The organism is Actinokineospora spheciospongiae (genome assembly GCF_000564855.1).
Lineage (GTDB): Bacteria > Actinomycetota > Actinomycetes > Mycobacteriales > Pseudonocardiaceae > Actinokineospora > Actinokineospora spheciospongiae.
This window is the reverse complement of the sequence record NZ_AYXG01000020.1, coordinates 34,742-49,940: the sequence shown is the minus strand read 5'-3', so window position 1 is coordinate 49,940 and position 15,199 is coordinate 34,742. Positions and strand designations below refer to the sequence as shown.

The window sequence follows — 15,199 nt, the reverse complement described above, 5'->3', positions numbered from 1 at the left end:
TCCGGGGTTCAGGGCTTGCGCACGGTGCCCGCCTGCATGATGAAGTCCACCTCGCCCATGACGCCCATGTCCTCGGTGGGGTCGCCGGGGACCGCGACCAGGTCGCCGACCGCGCCGGGCCGCACCCGGCCGAGGTCGGGTTGCCGCAGCAGGTCGGCCGCCACCGACGTCGCCGACCTGAGAATCCGCTCGGCCCCGATGCCGACCCGCGCCATGGTGGTGAACTCCCGCCACGTGTCCGCGTAGGGGATCACGCTGGCGTCGGTGCCGAAGGCCAGTCGCACGTCGCTGTCGGCCAGGAGGGCGGCCGAGGACCGCAGCGACTCCGCGCAGTCGCGGAACTTGGCGCGCAGGACATCCGGTTTGCCCTCCCAGAAGTCCTCGTCGTCGAGCCGGTCGACGTGGTGGAACACCACGTGCAGCGTGGGCACCAGGTAGATGTCGCGTTCGGCGAGCAGCGCGAGGGTGTCGGCGCCCGCCAGGTTCGCGTGCTCGACCGAGCGCACCCCGGCGCGTACCGCGCGGCGCACCGCCTCGTCGTTGAACGCGTGCACCGCGCACGGCAGTCCCAGGTCGGTGGCGGCGGCGACCAGCGCGGTCATCTCGGCCTGCGTGTAGGTCACCGCGGCCGGGTGGTCCGAGGGCGTGCCGAACCCGCCGCTGGCGGCGAACTTGATCCAGTCGGCGCCCGCCCGGACCTGCCTGCGGACCTGGGCGACCACCTCGGCGGTGCCGTCGGCCAGGGTGCCGACCTCGATGCCGAACCGGGTGGTGAGGTCCGGTTCCTTGTCACCGTGCCCGCCCCGGGCGGAGATGATGTTGGGCGCGGTGAGCAGGCGAGGCCCGACGACCAGGCCTTCCTCGACCGCCTGGCGCAGGTCGATCGTGCTGGGGTAGTCGGCGCTGCCCAGGTCGCGGACCGTGGTGAACCCGTTGTCCAGCAGCGTCCGCATCGCCGGGAGCGCCCGGAGGGTCTGCTCCCCGATGGAGGCGGTGTTCAGCGATTCGTCCAGCACGTGCACGTGGCAGTCGACCAGGCCCGGCAGCAGCGTGTGCCCCGGCAGGTCGATGCTCTGCGCCGTCGGCGACCCGGTCACCCGCGCGCCCACCTGCTCGACGCGCCCCTGTCGCACCAGCACCCGCGCCTCGGCGGCCGGGCGCATGCGCTCCCCGTCCCACAGGCGGTCGGCGGTCACCACGAACTCGTCGTGGGCGGTGTCGCGGGGGCTGGTCGTGGTGGGCGGTCGGCTCGGCACCTGCCGGTCCACGACCTCGGCGGGCGTCAGCGGGCGGTGGTGCTCGCGCTGCCAGACGTCGCCGGGTCCCGGGTTGTCCGACGTGGTCTTGCCGCCCAGGCAGTCCAGCACGCCCCAGGCCGCGTTCAGCCCGGAGGCCATGGCGTGGTCGAGCCACCCGGGGGACCACGACACGTCGTCGCCCGCCAGGAACAGCGGGTTGGCCGGCTCGCCCGGCACGCCCGCGGCGCCTTTCACGAAGTGCGAGAACAGGTCCCACTGGTAGGGGTACTCCCCCGGCCGCGAGAACCGGCAGATGCCCTTGAAGTTGCGCTCCCCCTCCCAGGAGATGGTGCGGGTGACGCCCGCGGCGACCTGACGGCGCAGCTCCTCGGCCACCTCCGGGTGGATCTCGCACAGCTCGTCGACGAACGCCCCCACCCGTTCCTCCAGGGTGGACGAGGCGACCTTCATGGAGTCCTCGGCCCAGGTGAAGCTGAGCACGAGCACCGACCGCCTGCCGCCCGGCTCCCTCGGCTCGCCGAAGTCCATCGTGTAGGTCGCGCGCGGCAACCGGTCGGTCAGGGTCACCCCGTCGAGGCTGGTGCCGATCCAGAACGGCGTCTCGGTCACCAGGACGGTCTTGGCCGACTGCCAGTAGCTGAGCCTGCGGATGGCGCGCAGCAACCTGGGCCCGAAGGGCGGTGCGCCGCCGGGGCGCAGCGGGCGGACCCGCACGGAGGTCTCCAGCACGTGCAGTTGCGGGGTGAAGACGACGGCGGGGAACCAGTCCGCCCGGCCGTCCTCGTCGTGCACGACCACGCCCTCGGTGGCGTCCTCGCCGACCTCCAGGGTGACCACCCCCGGCCTCGGCGCCCCGTCGTTGACCTCCGCCAGGCTGGTGAAGCGGCCGTCGGGCAGGCCGGTGCGGTGCTCCCAGAACCCGTCGGCCACCGCGGCCATGCCTTCGCGCAGGTGGAACACCTCGGCGCCCTCCGTGGCCAGCAGCAGCCGCGCGACCTCGGTGAACGCGAGTCCGAAGAAGCAGTCCCAGGCCGCCGTGCCCACCCCGGCGGTGCCCAGCACGCGAGCCTGGTCCCAGGTCAGCCCGGCGCCGTCGGGGTCGAGCAGGAAGCGGTGGAAGGTCCACTGCTCGTAGCGGCCGAGCAGGGCCGCCCACCGCCGCCGAATCCCCTCCGGGTCCCGCGCGGCCACCGCCCGGCGCAGGTCGGTGAGCCCGATCCGCTCCAGCGCTTCCAGCCACCGGGTGTGCGCCTGCCGGAACACCTCGTCCTCGGGGTACAGGTCGGTGATCTCGCCGACGGCGCGGGTGCGGCCGTCGACGTCGAGGACCGTGCGCGGGGTGGTGCCCGGGGCGTACTCGTCGCGGAAGGGTTGCCAGTGCAGGCCGAACAGGTCGGCGTAGTGCCGCAGCAGCCGGGCGGAGTCGGGGGCGCGCATGCACCCCAGTTCCACCACCGCGCTGTCGGCGGGGGCCAGCCGCCGCGAGTGCATCCGCCCGCCCAACCGCCTGCCGCCGGGGCCGTCCGGGGAGCGCTCGGCCTCGTACAGGATCGGGGTGGCGCCCACGCGGAGCAGTTCGTAGGCGGCGGTCAACCCGCTGCCGCCGGTACCGATCACCGCGACGCGGGTGCCCAGGGCGCTCGCGGGCAGGCGACCGATGCGCCGCCCGCCCGCCACGTGGGCGGCGTAGTCGAAGGGGAAGTCGACCTGGAGGTCGGCGGCGGGGGGCGGGGTGCTCACCAGGGTGCTCCTCGGGACGGGGCCGGCCAGGTGTGCACCGGCTCATCGGTGGTGCTCAGTTCGCGGTAGCGGTGGACCGACTCGCGCAGCGCCCGTTCGGTGGACGAGCGCCGCCGCAGCGCCTCGAAGGCGCCCCGTTGCCACCGCGCGCCGGTCCGCCCGGTGGCGGCGCGGTGCTCCAGCACCGACAGGTACCGGTCGACCTCGGCGCGGTCGACGCCGAGGTCGCGCAGCCCGTCGGCCGCCGCCGGGAGCAGCGCGCGCACCAGGTCGGCGGCGGGGAGCACGCGGAGGCCACCGGGGAACGGCCACCGCAGCAGCGCCCGGGGACCGATCGCCGCGGCCCGGTGGAAGTTGTCCTTCGCCGCGTCGAACGGCACGACGGCGGTGAACCCGCTCCCCGTGGTGGCCAGGTGCCTGCTCAGCCCCACCAGGAACGCCGCGTTGGCCGCCATGTCGACCGGGGTGGGGCCGGAGGGCAGGGCGCGCGCCTCGACCCGCACGTTGCCCGCCGGGTCGTACACCGGGCGGTTCCACCGCCACACGGTGCTCTGGTGCAGGCGCAACTCGTCCAGGCCCGGGACGCGGCCCCGCCGCAGCGCCGTCAGCGGGTCCTCGTCGGACACCTCGGGAACGAGGACGTCGTGGTTGCGCACCACGTCCGCGAAGACCCCCGTCGCCGCGTCCGTCCACCCGGAACCGAAGGTCACCCGGGGCAGGGTCCCGGTCGCGGCGGCGGTGGCGTGGTCGCCCATCCCCTGCTCGTACAGGGCGATCCTGGTTTCCGACCACAGCCGCCGCCCCAGCAGCAGCGGCGAGTTCCCGGACACCGCGAGCAGCGGCGCCGTCGCCAGTTGCACCGCGTCGTGGGTGATCGCCAACCGGTCCGGGGCCGCGGTGAGGTGGACCTGCCACGAGCAGCAGGCGGCCTGCACCGCGATGGAGTCCGCCTCGATGACACACTCGTCCGCGCCGCTGATGCCGATGCGCAACGGCGCGTCCCTGCGGCGGCGCAGCTCCCGGTCGAGCACCCGGTACCGCGACACGTCGGTGATCATGTCGCGGCCGAAGTCGCCAGGGCGCAGGGTCGGCAGCATCCCGGTGGTCAGGGGAAGTGCCCCGAACCGCCCGCCCGCGTCGGCCACCAGTCGCAGCACCGCCCCGACCTCGGTCCGCAGGGCGGTGAACGGCCTGCCCGCGACGCGCCCGGGGGTCAGGTTGAGCTCCAGGTTGTAGCGGCCGACCTCGTGGGTGAGCCGGTGGTCGCCCGCCGCGGCGATCACCTCCAGGTTCACCGGCGCCGGGGTGCCGTCCTCGGTGACGAGGAAGACCTCCAACTCCGCGCCCACCGTGTCGGGGGGTCCGCCGAAACCGGGCCGCCGCAGGACGGTGTCCAGCACGACCAGCGAGTCCTCCAGGCGACGGCGGAAGACCTCGCGGTCGCGGTCGGTGAACGCCTCGGTGTCGATCCGCACGCCCATCGGGGGTGCCGCTCAGCCCGCCGCGGCGAAGTGCCACAGGGTGCCGAGCATCGGTTCCACCCCCGGCGCGCTGCGGACCACCCGGTCCGCCTCCTCGCCCGCGGCCAACGCGAAGTCCACGACCTCCACCGCGCCGTCGACGACCGCCGCGGGCGGCTCGGCGTACTGCTCCAGGTACGAGATCAGCACCTCGGGGACGCCGCTGCCGGGCAGGACGTCCAGCAGCGCGGCGCACGCCGCCGTCCACAGCAGGAAATCGGTCCGGGCGACCAGCGCCGCCTCACCGGCACCGGCGTGCAACCCCATCCAGGAGAACATGTCCGCTGCTTCCCGCGTCGCCGTCGACAACGGTGCGCGCCGCAACTCCTCCACGTCCAGCCCCACCGCGCCCACCACGTCCCGCACCAGGAACCGCCTGGCCCGCAGAATCGTGTCGGCGACGTGGACGAACAGGCCCGCGGGCACCTCGTGCCGGAACCGCACGGCCAGCAGCGGGTAGGTCGCGAATTCCGCCTCCTGCGTCTGGAATTCGACCTGCACCAGCCGCTGGACCTGCTTCTCGTCCAGTCGCCCGTTCCGCGCGGCGGCGAGGAATTCGTTGTTCTCCACGTGCTGCCGGACCGGGAGGTCGAGCTCGTTCACGAGCGTACCGGCGTCCACCGCAATACCCTCCTCCGCATCGATGGCCGGGAATCAACCGTCGTGTCGATCGAAGTTCCCCACCGAGTCAACACCGGCACGAGCAAATCGAACAAGAGACGCGGAGAAGTTCCTGTTGAAACCTGTTGAACCGCCGACGGAACACCTCACCAGCATTCCGGCAGAGGCAGGAAGGTGGTCGCACACCACGCGTGCGCGGTCGACGAGACCACTGGTCCTTCCGAACCCGATGCCCACCTGATCGGTGGAAACCGACAGATGCCTGGCACGCGGTGTGTCCTGTCGCCGTGCTTGCCCGCTCCAGCGCGTCCCGCAGCCACGCTCACCCCATCTTCCGATGGCGTGGCGTCCCGCTTTCCGCTCCACCCCGGCGGTGCACGGGCCACCTCGGTGATCTCGTCGGCCCGGCAGGTCCAGGTCAGCCCGGCCAGCCAGGACCGGCGGGCGGCGGCGCGGCGGTTTCGGGGTGGCGCGGGTGTTGATCGTGGTCGGCGTTTCGCAGCGACCTGCCCGCCACGACACTTCCGGGCGCGGCTAGCATCGGCGAAGTCCGTGCTCCGGTGGAGTGACGCACGGCATATTGCCGGATGGGCGACGAGGCGATCGGCGGGAGGCGCTGTGCGGGTGGAATCCGGGCACCGGGCCGTCGTCCGCCCGCCTGCCGCGGTGCTTTCCCGGAATCGACAGCTCACCTGCGCGGAAGAAGACTGATGGCTCCGAACAGCGGATTGTTTGCCGACGCGTCCAACTTCGACGTCCGCTACGTGTCGGATTACGCGACCATCAGCCAGATCGCGGAGGCGCTGCGCGTCCTGGGGATGAAGGTGGTGCTCACCAGCGGCACCTTCGACATCCTGCACGAGGGCCATTCGATGTACCTGGAGGCCGCCCGGCGGTTCGGGGACTTCCTCATCGTCGGCGTGGACAGCGACGAGAAGGTGCGCAAGCGCAAGGGGCCGTGGCGGCCCGCGGTGCCGGAGGCGGAGCGGCTGCGGATGCTCACCCACCAGCGCGGGGTCGGTCTGGTGACGCTCAAGCACGTCGACGAGCCCCGGTGGTCGCTCATCTCCGCCGTGCGGCCCGATGTCCTGGTCGCCACCGCGGAGACGTACTCGGCCGAGGAGATCGCCGAGCTGGAGGAGAAGTACTGCGGGCACGTCGAGGTGCTGGACCGGATGGCCACGGTGAGCACCTCGGCGCGGTTGCGGCTGTTGCAGCTCGGCCTCGCCGAACGCATGTCCGAGCACCTCGCCGAGCGGCTGCCCGACCTGATCCACGACGTGATCGACGAGTTCCGGAAGACCTGATGAAGCAGCTCCTGCTGTACCTGCCGGTCCTGCACGCCGGGTACGAGGCGTTCTTCTCCCGGCACGCCGACGCCGACGAGGTCCTGCTCCTGGGCACCAGCTTCGCCGAGGACTACCCGGCCTTGAAGAAGGAGATCCGGGCACTGGCCCCGGAGGTCGCGGCGGGGTACCTGCGGGGGTCGGGCGACCGGCCCCCGGTGTCCGTCGTCGAGCGGGACGGGTTGGCCGACGCCGTCGTCGCCGACCTGCTGGTGGTCCCGGACGAGGAGATCATCCGCGACCTGGTCGCCCGGCACGGGCTGGACTCGGGGCGCGAGCTCATCTACGAGCGCACCTTCCTGCGGTGGGACCGGAGCTGGAGCCTGGCCCAGCGCCCCCCGGACTACGACGGGGTGGTGACGGCGGACGCCGGGGACCTCGCCGTGATGGCGCGGGCGGCGGGGGCCGCGGCGCTGAGCTCCGACTGGTGGCGGCAGGTCGGCGCGGTCGCCGTGCGCGACGGGAGGGTCGTCGGTGTCGAGCACAACCAGCACCGCCCCAGCGAGTACACGCCCTACATCGACGGTGACCCGCGCAACGACTTCAGCCGCGGTGTCCGCATCGATCTGTCCACGGCGATCCACGCCGAGGCCCTGCTCGTCGCCCGGGCGGCCGGGTCGGGCGAACAGCTCGCGGGCGCGGACCTCTACGTCTCGACCTTCCCGTGCCCGGGGTGCGCCAGGATGATCGCGGAGGTCGGGTTCCGCCGCTGCTACTTCGCGGGCCCGTACTCGATGCTCGACGGCGATTCGATCCTGCGCGCCGCGGGCGTGGAGCTGGTCTGGGTGGACACCGCCGCGCTCAGTCCTCCCGGGGGCGCGAGCTGAACTTCATCCGCACCGGGGTGTGTTCCGGGTCGTCGACGTCCCCGGTGAGGACGTGCACGTGGAGGTGCTTGATCGTCCCACCGGTGAAGCGGGATTCGCCGTTGCGGACGCCGATGCCGTAGTGGGTGAGCCCGTGGCGGTCGCGCGTCCAGCGCAGGGTGGGCCAGAAGTCCGCCTGGGCTTCCCCGGACAGGTCGGCCATGTCCGTGACATGCTCGTCCGGGACGAGCATCAGGTGCACGCGGGTGCCCTGGTACGGGTACCGGTTGGGCATGACCGACCAGTGGTCGGTGCGCAGGAGCGGTACCTGGTCCTGGGGGCGGTGTCCGGGGCAGAAGAGGCACACGCCCGCCTCTTCCAGCCTGATCATCTCCGCGCGCTGCTCCTCCAGGCGGGAGTTGCCCAGGTAGTACAGCTCCACGCCTACCTCCGGTCGTAGGTCAGGAAGGAGCAGCGGGAATCCCCGCTTTCCTCACCACCGGTCAGCTCGAACGCCCCCAGCCACCCGGCGGGCATGGCGACGTCGCCGTCGTCCAGGTGCTGGTGCACGCGCGTCAGGTAGACCCGGTCGACGTCGTCGAGCAGTTGCCCGTACACCTGGGCCCCACCGATGACGAAGACCTCGTCGCGCTGCGCGAACGCCTCCACGCTCCGGGCGAGCCCGAGGGCCGATCGGCAACTGGGTTGGCTCGCGGCGCCCGCGCCCGCCGCGTAGTCGGGTTTGCCCGTGACCACGGCGGTGAAGCGGCCGGGCAGCGGCTTCCCGAGCCGGTCGAGGATGCTCTCGTGCGTGTGGCGGCCCGCCACCAGCGCGTGCCCCATCGTCAGCCGCTTGAACCTGGCGAGGTCCACCGGGAGGTGCCACGGCAGGGCGTTGTCCCGCCCGATCACGTCGTTCTCGTCCGCCGCCACGATCAGGGACGTCCTCACGGCGACACCGGGATGCGCAGGCCGCCGTGCGGCTCGTAGTCGGCGAGGTCGAAGTGCTCGGCCCGGAAGTCGTGGATGTCGGTGACGGCGCGCCCCGCGTCGTTGAGCAGCACGGTGGGCAGCCTCCGCGATTCGCGCCCGATGATCGTTTTCACCTGGTCGAGCTGGTCGTCGTAGACGTGCGCGTCGGAGATGGTGTGGTAGTAGACGCCCGCCGGCACGCCGGTCAGGTGTTCGAGCATGAGGGTCAGCGCGGCGTACTGGATCATGTTCGAGGGGACCCCGACCGGGACGTCACCGGAGCGCTGGAACATGTGCAGGTGCAGGCGGCCGTTGAGCACGCGCACGTGCACCCAGCCGTGGCAGGGCGCGATCGTGGTGCGCGGTCGCTTGCCCGCGCCGCGGACCTGGTACTGCGGAATCCACGGGCTGACGAAGTGCGTCCTGACGTCCGGCAGTTCCCGGATCTGCTCCACCAGGTGGGCGAACTGGTCGAAGGGCCCGGATTCCAGGGTGGGGAAGTCGTGGAAGGCGCCGCCGTAGGAACCCGGGCCGATGCTGCCGGGCGGGAGGCCCCGGGAGGACGTCTTCGCCGGGGTCGCCCAATCCCCCCACCAGTCGCAGCCGAATTCCTCGAATTCGTCGAGGGTGGTCGCGCCGTTGATGAAGGCGCAGAGTTCACCGATCGGCTTGCGCCAGAAAGAGCGCACGCTCCGCTCGGTGATCATTGGGAAACCGTTGCCCAACTCGAAGCGCATCACCTGCTGCATGAGGGTCAACGCCGGGGGTCCCTGTTTCGTGGGGACCTTTTCGCCCTCGTCCACGATCCTGGCCAGGACCGTCCGGTACTGCTCGTCTGGGTCACGTCGCTCGAACGGCGTGTACTCCATGTTTACCTCCATGTCAACGAGCGGCATCCTACCCCGCGCTCGGGCGCCCTATACGTATCGGCCGCCTTGGCCGCCCAGGTACCCGAATCCCGCTGTCAGGTCGCGGTAGTAGCGGCGGTAATGCTCCGAAGCCGGGTAATGGGAAAGGCGTTCCCGCGCGGAGGGGGTGAGCGTTTCCAAGTCCACTTTCCGTACCGCGTACTTCGACGCCTGGTCGGGTGACCGGTCCCGCACGTTCTCGGCGGTGTGGCTCCACTCGTACCGGGAGAACGGGCGGGCGTAGTAGGGCTGCCCGGGCTCACCGACCACGGCGATGGCCGGGAGCACGATCCGCTGGTTCCACGCCAGCTCGACCACGCGGTGGTTGCCGTCGCAGACGATGAACTCCCCGCTCCCCCGCTCGTCCTCCCAGTCGTCCGGGTGCAGGTTCTCGATGACGGGCGGGGTCACGGTGACCGGCTTCGGGGCGTCGCCCTTGCGGACGCGGACGAACCCCCACTCGTCGTCCAGCCCGCCGAGGACCTGCTCGTACAGCTCGTTCGCGCGTTCGAGCCCCGCCCTGAGCACGTACCGCTGGACCGGCCGGAGGACGCCGAGCGCCGCGTCGGCGCGCAGCCGCGGCACGACACCGCGGTCGAACGCGTCGGCGTCGAAGACGAGGAGGACCTGCCTGGTGCCGCGCCACGCGGGGACCTCCTGCCGGACCAGGAACACCCGCTTGGTCTCCAGTCCCGCGTAGGGGTGCTGCCCCTCGAGGTCGTACCCGTCCACGTACCTGACCTTGGCGATCGCGTCGACCGTGCAGGTGGACGGCACGTCCGCCGCCGGTCCGCGCCCGCCCGGCGGCACCTCGAACGGGAACCGCGGCCCCACGACCCGAATCCGGTTGCCGCCGGTCCCCAGCTTCCCGACGACCAGTTCCGGCGGGAACGACCCGCCCGCCAGGGTCCTGCGCCTGATCAGGTCGTCCTCCACCCAGGTCATCACGTCGGCGTTGCGGGCCACGATGGAGGGGCACTGCCGCCACAGCGAGTCGTCCCGCTCGTCGTCGCCGTCCGGCACCGGGAACCAGACGCCGCCCGGCGGCACCCGGTGCACCGTGTCCGCCGCCCGCACCCGGGGCCGGTCGCCGGAGGTCCCCGCGGGTTCCCAGCGCATACCGGAACCGCCGGGCCGCAACGCCTCGATCGGGATGCGCGCACCCCGCGCCCGGTCGCCGTGGCGGCGCACCGAGGGCAGCTCGTTGAGCCAGTCCATGATGGCGTCGAAGTCGCGGTGCCGCTGCTCCCGCCGCGCGTCCGGGTCCGCCTCGGTCGACCCGGCCCGCGGTTCCCGGTCCGGTCGCCGGACCAGCGGCAGCAGCGTCACGAGTTGGTACTCGTACTCGGTCACGTGACCGGTCGTCGGCGATATCTTCCGCTTCGTGAAGGTGGCGACCTCCCGAAGCTGATCCGCCCAGGTGTCCTCGCCGGTGCTGCCGCGTTCGTCGAGTATCCGTCCGGCGGCCTCCTCGAACGCGCGGACGTGCGCCGCCTTCTCCAGGTCCTCGGCCTGGTCGACCACCTGCCTGAGCACGTCGTCGCGGAGGTGTTCGAGCAGGGCGCGCACGTTCTTGAACGCGGGCAGCAGCAGCGATTCCCAGTCACCGATCTGCGAGGGGCGCAGCGGGGTGTGGTTGTTGAGGAGGATGTCGTGGCCGCCCGTGACGCGCTCGCGGAGCAGCAGGAGCAGGAAGTAGGTCGTCCTGCGGGCGGCGGGCAGCGCGGGGAACGAGCCGTCCGGGTTGCAGAGGGCGACGTAGCCCGTCTCCTCCCAGGTGCGGGCGACGTGCGCGGTGAACTCCGACAACCCGGCGACCGGCGACGCGCCCGCGGTCCGCGCGCTGTCCGCCAGCAGCCCGGTCACGGTTTCGTGCAGGCGGCGTTCCGCGGGCGTCACCCGGGAGGCGGACACCAGGGGCCGCACGACCTGGATGGGCCTGCTCGGGCCGTCGAACTCGTCGTCGTGGCTGAACGCGACCTCCGCCTCGCCCTTCCACACGTTGACCCGCACCCGGGCCATGCCGGACGAGCGCAGGTCCGGCGCGAAGGGCGGGCAGGCCACGACGGTGATCCCGGTCGGTCGTTCGCCGGGGGCCAGCGCCGCGGTGGACAGGGTGGCCACCTCGCGCCTGTGCATGTGTGCGTGCAGGACCAGGGACATCCTGAGGTCGCGGCAGTGGGCCAGGAAGGCCGGGCCGTCGACCAGGTCCCCGGCCGTCGTCGTCGCGATCATGTGGTTGGTGCGGCAGAGCGCCGAGACGCCACCGGCCGCCGGGTTCTCCCGGCACTCCAGGGTCGCCGCGCGGCTCTCCAGACCGCCTCGGGCGACCTGGGCGGGGAAGGCCCGGTCCTGGCTGGCCAGGAGGTGGTGGTGGGCCACCCCGATGACGTAGAGCGGGGTGTTCCCGGCGATCGTGCGCGCGAGCGTGCGGACGAGTTCGAGGGAGGCCGCGGTCTGCTCGCGGCCGATCTGCCCGTGGTCCTCGATGAAGTGGTTCGCGTGCTCCGCGGTGGTGGAGTCGAACCCGATGACCACGACGTGGGCGAGCGGTTCCGCCGCCTCCTCCCCCGCGAAGCGGACGCGCGTCACCGAGGCGACCGGGAGGTCGCGCGGCTCGTCCAGGACCTCGGCGTTGGCCAGGAGCCTCGGCAGCAGGCGCCGGTGGAAGTGCGCTCCCCCGGGGTCGCGGGCGATGTCGTGGTTCCCCGGCACCGCGAGCACCTCGGAGACCGAGGGGCGCAGTCGGGCGAACTCCTCGCCCCAGTCCTCGTCCTGCCCCGGCCGGGCTGACCGCGCCGGGACCAGGTCGCCGCAGCTCACCAGCAGGTGGCACGGCCGACCCTCGTTGAACGGGCGGCGCAGCCGCCGGAAGCGCTCGAGGAAGCCGCCCTCGCCCGGCCGGTCCTGGCGGACGTCGGCCACGGCCTCGATGTCGAAGTACGGCCGGTCCCTCGGGACCTCCACCGTGCGCACCCAGGGCGACTCGCCACTGGCGACGCCCCGGAGGAACCCGTCGTCAACGAGCCACATCCACGATCCTCCTGCCGCCTGCCGCCTGCCGCGCGTGCGCGCGCGGCTACTCGCTGATGTGAGCGGGGTTCGACCGCTTGCGCTGCTTCTGCACCCCGGGGAACTGTTCGTTGAAGTCGCGGAAGAGGGCTTTGTAGTTACCGGGCACCCGGTATTCCTTCTTCTGGTGCGTGTCCGGGAGTTCGTCCAGCTCGGCCACCTGGGACCAGCCGTCGCGCAACGCGTAGGCGTAGTACGGGCAGTCGGGCGGGACGTCGCGGATGAGCACGACCGAGATGGGCAGGCCGACCGAGCGGGCGGCGAACAGGCGGTGGAGCCCGTCGTTGACCACCAGCACGGTGCGGCCGTCGGGTTCGCGGGACTCCTCGACGACGGGCGGGATGACCGGTACGACCTCGTCCGGGTTGTCCTGCATCCGGACGTGGGCGCCGCCGTCGAGGGCGAACAGGTCGATCCCCTCGTCCAGCAGGTTCGCCCGCAGCGCCAGGATCGTGTCGACGGTGGGGCGCAGGACGTAGTTCTGCGCCGGGGTGAACGCGTCGGTGCTGGTGGGAGGGGCGAGTTCGACGACGGCGTCCCGGTAGACCTGGCGCCGGTCGAACCCGCGCAGTCGCGTCTGCCGCACCCGGTCGAGCAGGTGCGTTCGGTCGAAGGGTTCGACCAGGATGGGTTTCACGAGGACTTCTCCGGGTTCGGGTTGTGGTCGACGGCGTCCGGGGCGGCGGCGAACGCGGCGGCGATCGCCTGGTCGGTGAGTCCGGCGATGGACGCGATCGCCAGGGACGGTCTCGGCGCGGTCCCGTTCACGGCGCCCACCAGCGCGGGCACCTCCCGGTGGGGCTCGCGCAGGACCCAGACCGCGCGCATCCCCAGGGCCAGCGCGGGTGCGACGTCGTTGGTGTGGGAGTCCCCGACCATCACCGCGCTGCCTGCCGGGACCCCGGTCGCGCGCAGGACCTGTTCGAGCAGCCGCGGCGAGGGCTTGGCGCACCCGGCGCGGTACGAGAAGAACTGGTGACCGCTCGGTATGTGGCTGTCGAAGAAGTGGCCCAGGTGCTTGCGCGCCGACACCAGGTAGGGGTGCCAGATGTTGGAGGCCAGCGCGAACCGGTACCCGCCGTCCGCCAGGCCCGCCAGCGCCTCCAGCGCGCCCGGCACCGGGACGGCGTCGTCCTCCTGCGCCGCCCAGACGTCGGCGACCTGCCGGTCGACCTGGTCGCCGGTGGCGCCGTACTCCCGCCGGAGGAGGTCCGCGACCTCACCGGGCCTCTCGAACGGCCTGGTCATCAGCGCTTCGTGGAGGCGCCCCTTGGCGGCGCGGGGCAGGCCGAGGGCTGCGACGACGCGGCCCGCGGGCCCCTTCTCCGGGCCGTCGACGAGCGTGGACCCCAGGTCGAACACGATCAGTTCGCCCGTCACCGGCGCGCCGCCCCGTCCGGCGCCGCCGAGGAAACCCGGCTCTTGCGCCGTTCCCGCAGGGCCTGTTCCTTCGTGGCCAGTTCGCGGCCGAGCCAGAAGGCGTGCGACACCAGGCTGACCCCCATGTCGCCGATGATGGCCCGCTCGATCACGGCGGCGCGGTCGGACCGGTACTGCTTGATCAGCAGCCCCGCGTACCGGTGCTCGACGACCAGGCAGTCCTCGTCCTCGTCGACGTCGACGACGAAGTAGCCGTTCGGGTCCTGGCGCAGCGCGTGCCGGTCCCGGGCCCGGTCCAGGTCCTCGTCGGTCCGCCAGTTCTCCGCGATGCCGCGCCCGAGTTCGTAGCGCGGGCTGCGGGGGTCGATCCCGAGGGAGTGGCTGATGACCGTCACCGGCCCCACCGGGACGCCGACGCGGTCGGCCACGTGCCGCTGGATCGCCATCAGGCCGTAGACGTTCTGCAGCCACGCGGTCAGCAGGTTGTGCGAGCGGTAGGTGGCGGTGAGCGTCAGCTTCCCCGCCGCGCGGCGGAAGAAGATCGTCGTCAGGCACGGTCGCGACCCCGGCCTGGGCGCCCCGGCGGCGGGGAGGTCGGCTTCCGTGTCCCACAGCGAGATGTAGGCCTGGCGCGTCTCCGGGTCGTCGCGCAGCAGGTCGACGACCGCTTCCAGCGTGTCCTGCCCGCCCCGGTCGTCCCCGAAGTGGCCGCGGAGCCGGTTGCCGTAGGTGTAGGAGATCCCGTCGGGCAGTTCCGGGTCCAGGATCGCCTCCTGGTAGGCGAGCATCCGGTCGAGCCGGAAGCCGTACCTGCCGAGCAGTTCGTCCGATTCGTGCTCGGGTTCGGTGATGACTGCCTTCGCGTTCAGCAACTCCAGGCGCGGACCGTTGTCCAGCACCACCGGGACGCCGAAGCGGATGCCTCGGACCACGAGTTCCTCCCAGCAGTCCAGCGGGCCCCGGCGGACGACGTGGTGCGCCGCGGGCTGGGAGGGCCGGTACTCGTACGCGTCGGCCTCGAACTCCGGGATGTCCACCCGCACCCGCTCGGGCAGCGACTCCTGCGGCGCGCGGGGCAGCGAGTCGAGGTGGTCGGCCAATCCCGGCGTGGGCTGCTCACCGGAGAGCCTGCCGAAGTTCCGGAAGCTGATGGTCCGCCGCAGCCTGTCCGCGTCGAATTCCGCGATGTCGGGGAACAACCTGTTCTCACCGCGAATCCGCTTGAGGCGCCTGCCCAGCAGGGTGGTGTCCTCCAGGCCGTCGCGGAGGAAGGCCTCGATCTCCCGGCACGTGGGCTGGCCGAGGTCCTCACCGACCGCCACCAGGTGGCGGACCTGGGGGTTGAACAGCAGGTTGCAGAACATCGCGTACATGCCGTCGCCGTAGAGGTTGGCGACGACCGCCACCCGGCTGCCCGCCGGGTCCAGGATTCCGGGGACGGTCGCGGCGAGCCTGCGCCGCGCCACGGGGACGGGTGACCACAGCGTGATCAGGCCGACGTCCCCGGCCGGGTTGACCATCTCGATCCGGTCGCCGTGGTGGAGGGGTTTGAAGGTCAGAGTCATCCGCGCCCCT

The 15,199-nt window shown here is 72.2% G+C and carries 12 protein-coding genes; 2 read left to right on the top strand and 10 right to left on the bottom strand.

What is annotated here, in order from left to right:
* Positions 1-8: 8 nt before the first annotated feature.
* Genes UO65_RS34210 through UO65_RS02475 form a run of 3 tightly spaced genes read right to left on the bottom strand, consistent with a single transcriptional unit; the run spans position 9 to position 5,140 of the window.
* Positions 9-2,999: an amidohydrolase family protein gene (locus tag UO65_RS34210; protein ID WP_084175242.1), complete on the bottom strand. Its 2,991-nt coding sequence runs from the start codon at positions 2,997-2,999 to the stop codon at positions 9-11.
* Positions 2,996-4,480, bottom strand: coding sequence for a hypothetical protein (locus UO65_RS02480; RefSeq protein WP_035278310.1), 1,485 nt, complete (start codon positions 4,478-4,480; stop codon positions 2,996-2,998). The genes UO65_RS34210 and UO65_RS02480 overlap by 4 nt, the downstream gene beginning before the upstream one ends.
* A 12-nt stretch (positions 4,481-4,492) precedes the next feature.
* Positions 4,493-5,140: a hypothetical protein gene (locus UO65_RS02475; RefSeq protein ID WP_035278309.1), complete on the bottom strand. Its 648-nt coding sequence runs from the start codon at positions 5,138-5,140 to the stop codon at positions 4,493-4,495.
* A 710-nt stretch (positions 5,141-5,850) separates the two neighbouring features.
* Between UO65_RS02475 and UO65_RS02470 the strand changes: the two genes are divergently transcribed.
* Both UO65_RS02470 and UO65_RS02465 read left to right on the top strand, forming a co-directional pair.
* A complete protein-coding gene (locus UO65_RS02470; RefSeq protein ID WP_161784409.1) occupies positions 5,851-6,447 on the top strand; it encodes an adenylyltransferase/cytidyltransferase family protein in 597 nt (198 codons plus the stop codon).
* Positions 6,447-7,313, top strand: coding sequence for a deoxycytidylate deaminase (locus UO65_RS02465; protein WP_035278308.1), 867 nt, complete (start codon positions 6,447-6,449; stop codon positions 7,311-7,313). Before UO65_RS02470 ends, UO65_RS02465 begins: the two co-directional genes overlap by 1 nt.
* On the opposite strand, the gene UO65_RS02460 is transcribed toward UO65_RS02465, so the two are convergent.
* Genes UO65_RS02460 through UO65_RS02430 form a run of 7 tightly spaced genes read right to left on the bottom strand, consistent with a single transcriptional unit; the run spans position 7,288 to position 15,189 of the window.
* Entirely contained in the window at positions 7,288-7,734 is a 447-nt protein-coding gene (locus UO65_RS02460; RefSeq protein ID WP_035278307.1) for an HIT family protein, read from the bottom strand. The two genes, UO65_RS02465 and UO65_RS02460, sit on opposite strands and share 26 nt — an antisense overlap.
* 2 nt (positions 7,735-7,736) lie before the next feature.
* A complete protein-coding gene (locus tag UO65_RS02455; RefSeq protein WP_035278306.1) occupies positions 7,737-8,243 on the bottom strand; it encodes a dihydrofolate reductase in 507 nt (168 codons plus the stop codon).
* Entirely contained in the window at positions 8,240-9,133 is an 894-nt protein-coding gene (gene thyA, locus UO65_RS02450) for a thymidylate synthase (RefSeq protein ID WP_035278305.1), read from the bottom strand. The genes UO65_RS02455 and thyA overlap by 4 nt, the downstream gene beginning before the upstream one ends.
* A 48-nt stretch (positions 9,134-9,181) precedes the next feature.
* Positions 9,182-12,205, bottom strand: a complete 3,024-nt coding sequence (locus UO65_RS02445; RefSeq protein WP_035278304.1) for a metallophosphoesterase — start codon at positions 12,203-12,205, stop codon at positions 9,182-9,184.
* Positions 12,206-12,251: 46 nt separating this feature from the next.
* The gene (locus tag UO65_RS02440; RefSeq protein ID WP_052020525.1) at positions 12,252-12,881 is read right to left on the bottom strand and encodes a hypothetical protein; all 630 of its coding nucleotides are present in this window, start codon (positions 12,879-12,881) and stop codon (positions 12,252-12,254) included.
* Positions 12,878-13,624 (bottom strand): HAD family hydrolase, encoded by a 747-nt coding sequence (locus tag UO65_RS02435; protein WP_035278303.1) that lies wholly within the window; start codon positions 13,622-13,624, stop codon positions 12,878-12,880. The genes UO65_RS02440 and UO65_RS02435 overlap by 4 nt, the downstream gene beginning before the upstream one ends.
* Positions 13,621-15,189 carry a thymidylate synthase gene (locus UO65_RS02430; protein WP_035278302.1) on the bottom strand — a complete coding sequence of 523 codons (1,569 nt, stop codon included), beginning with the start codon at positions 15,187-15,189 and terminating at the stop codon, positions 13,621-13,623. Before UO65_RS02430 ends, UO65_RS02435 begins: the two co-directional genes overlap by 4 nt.
* Positions 15,190-15,199 lie beyond the last annotated feature (10 nt).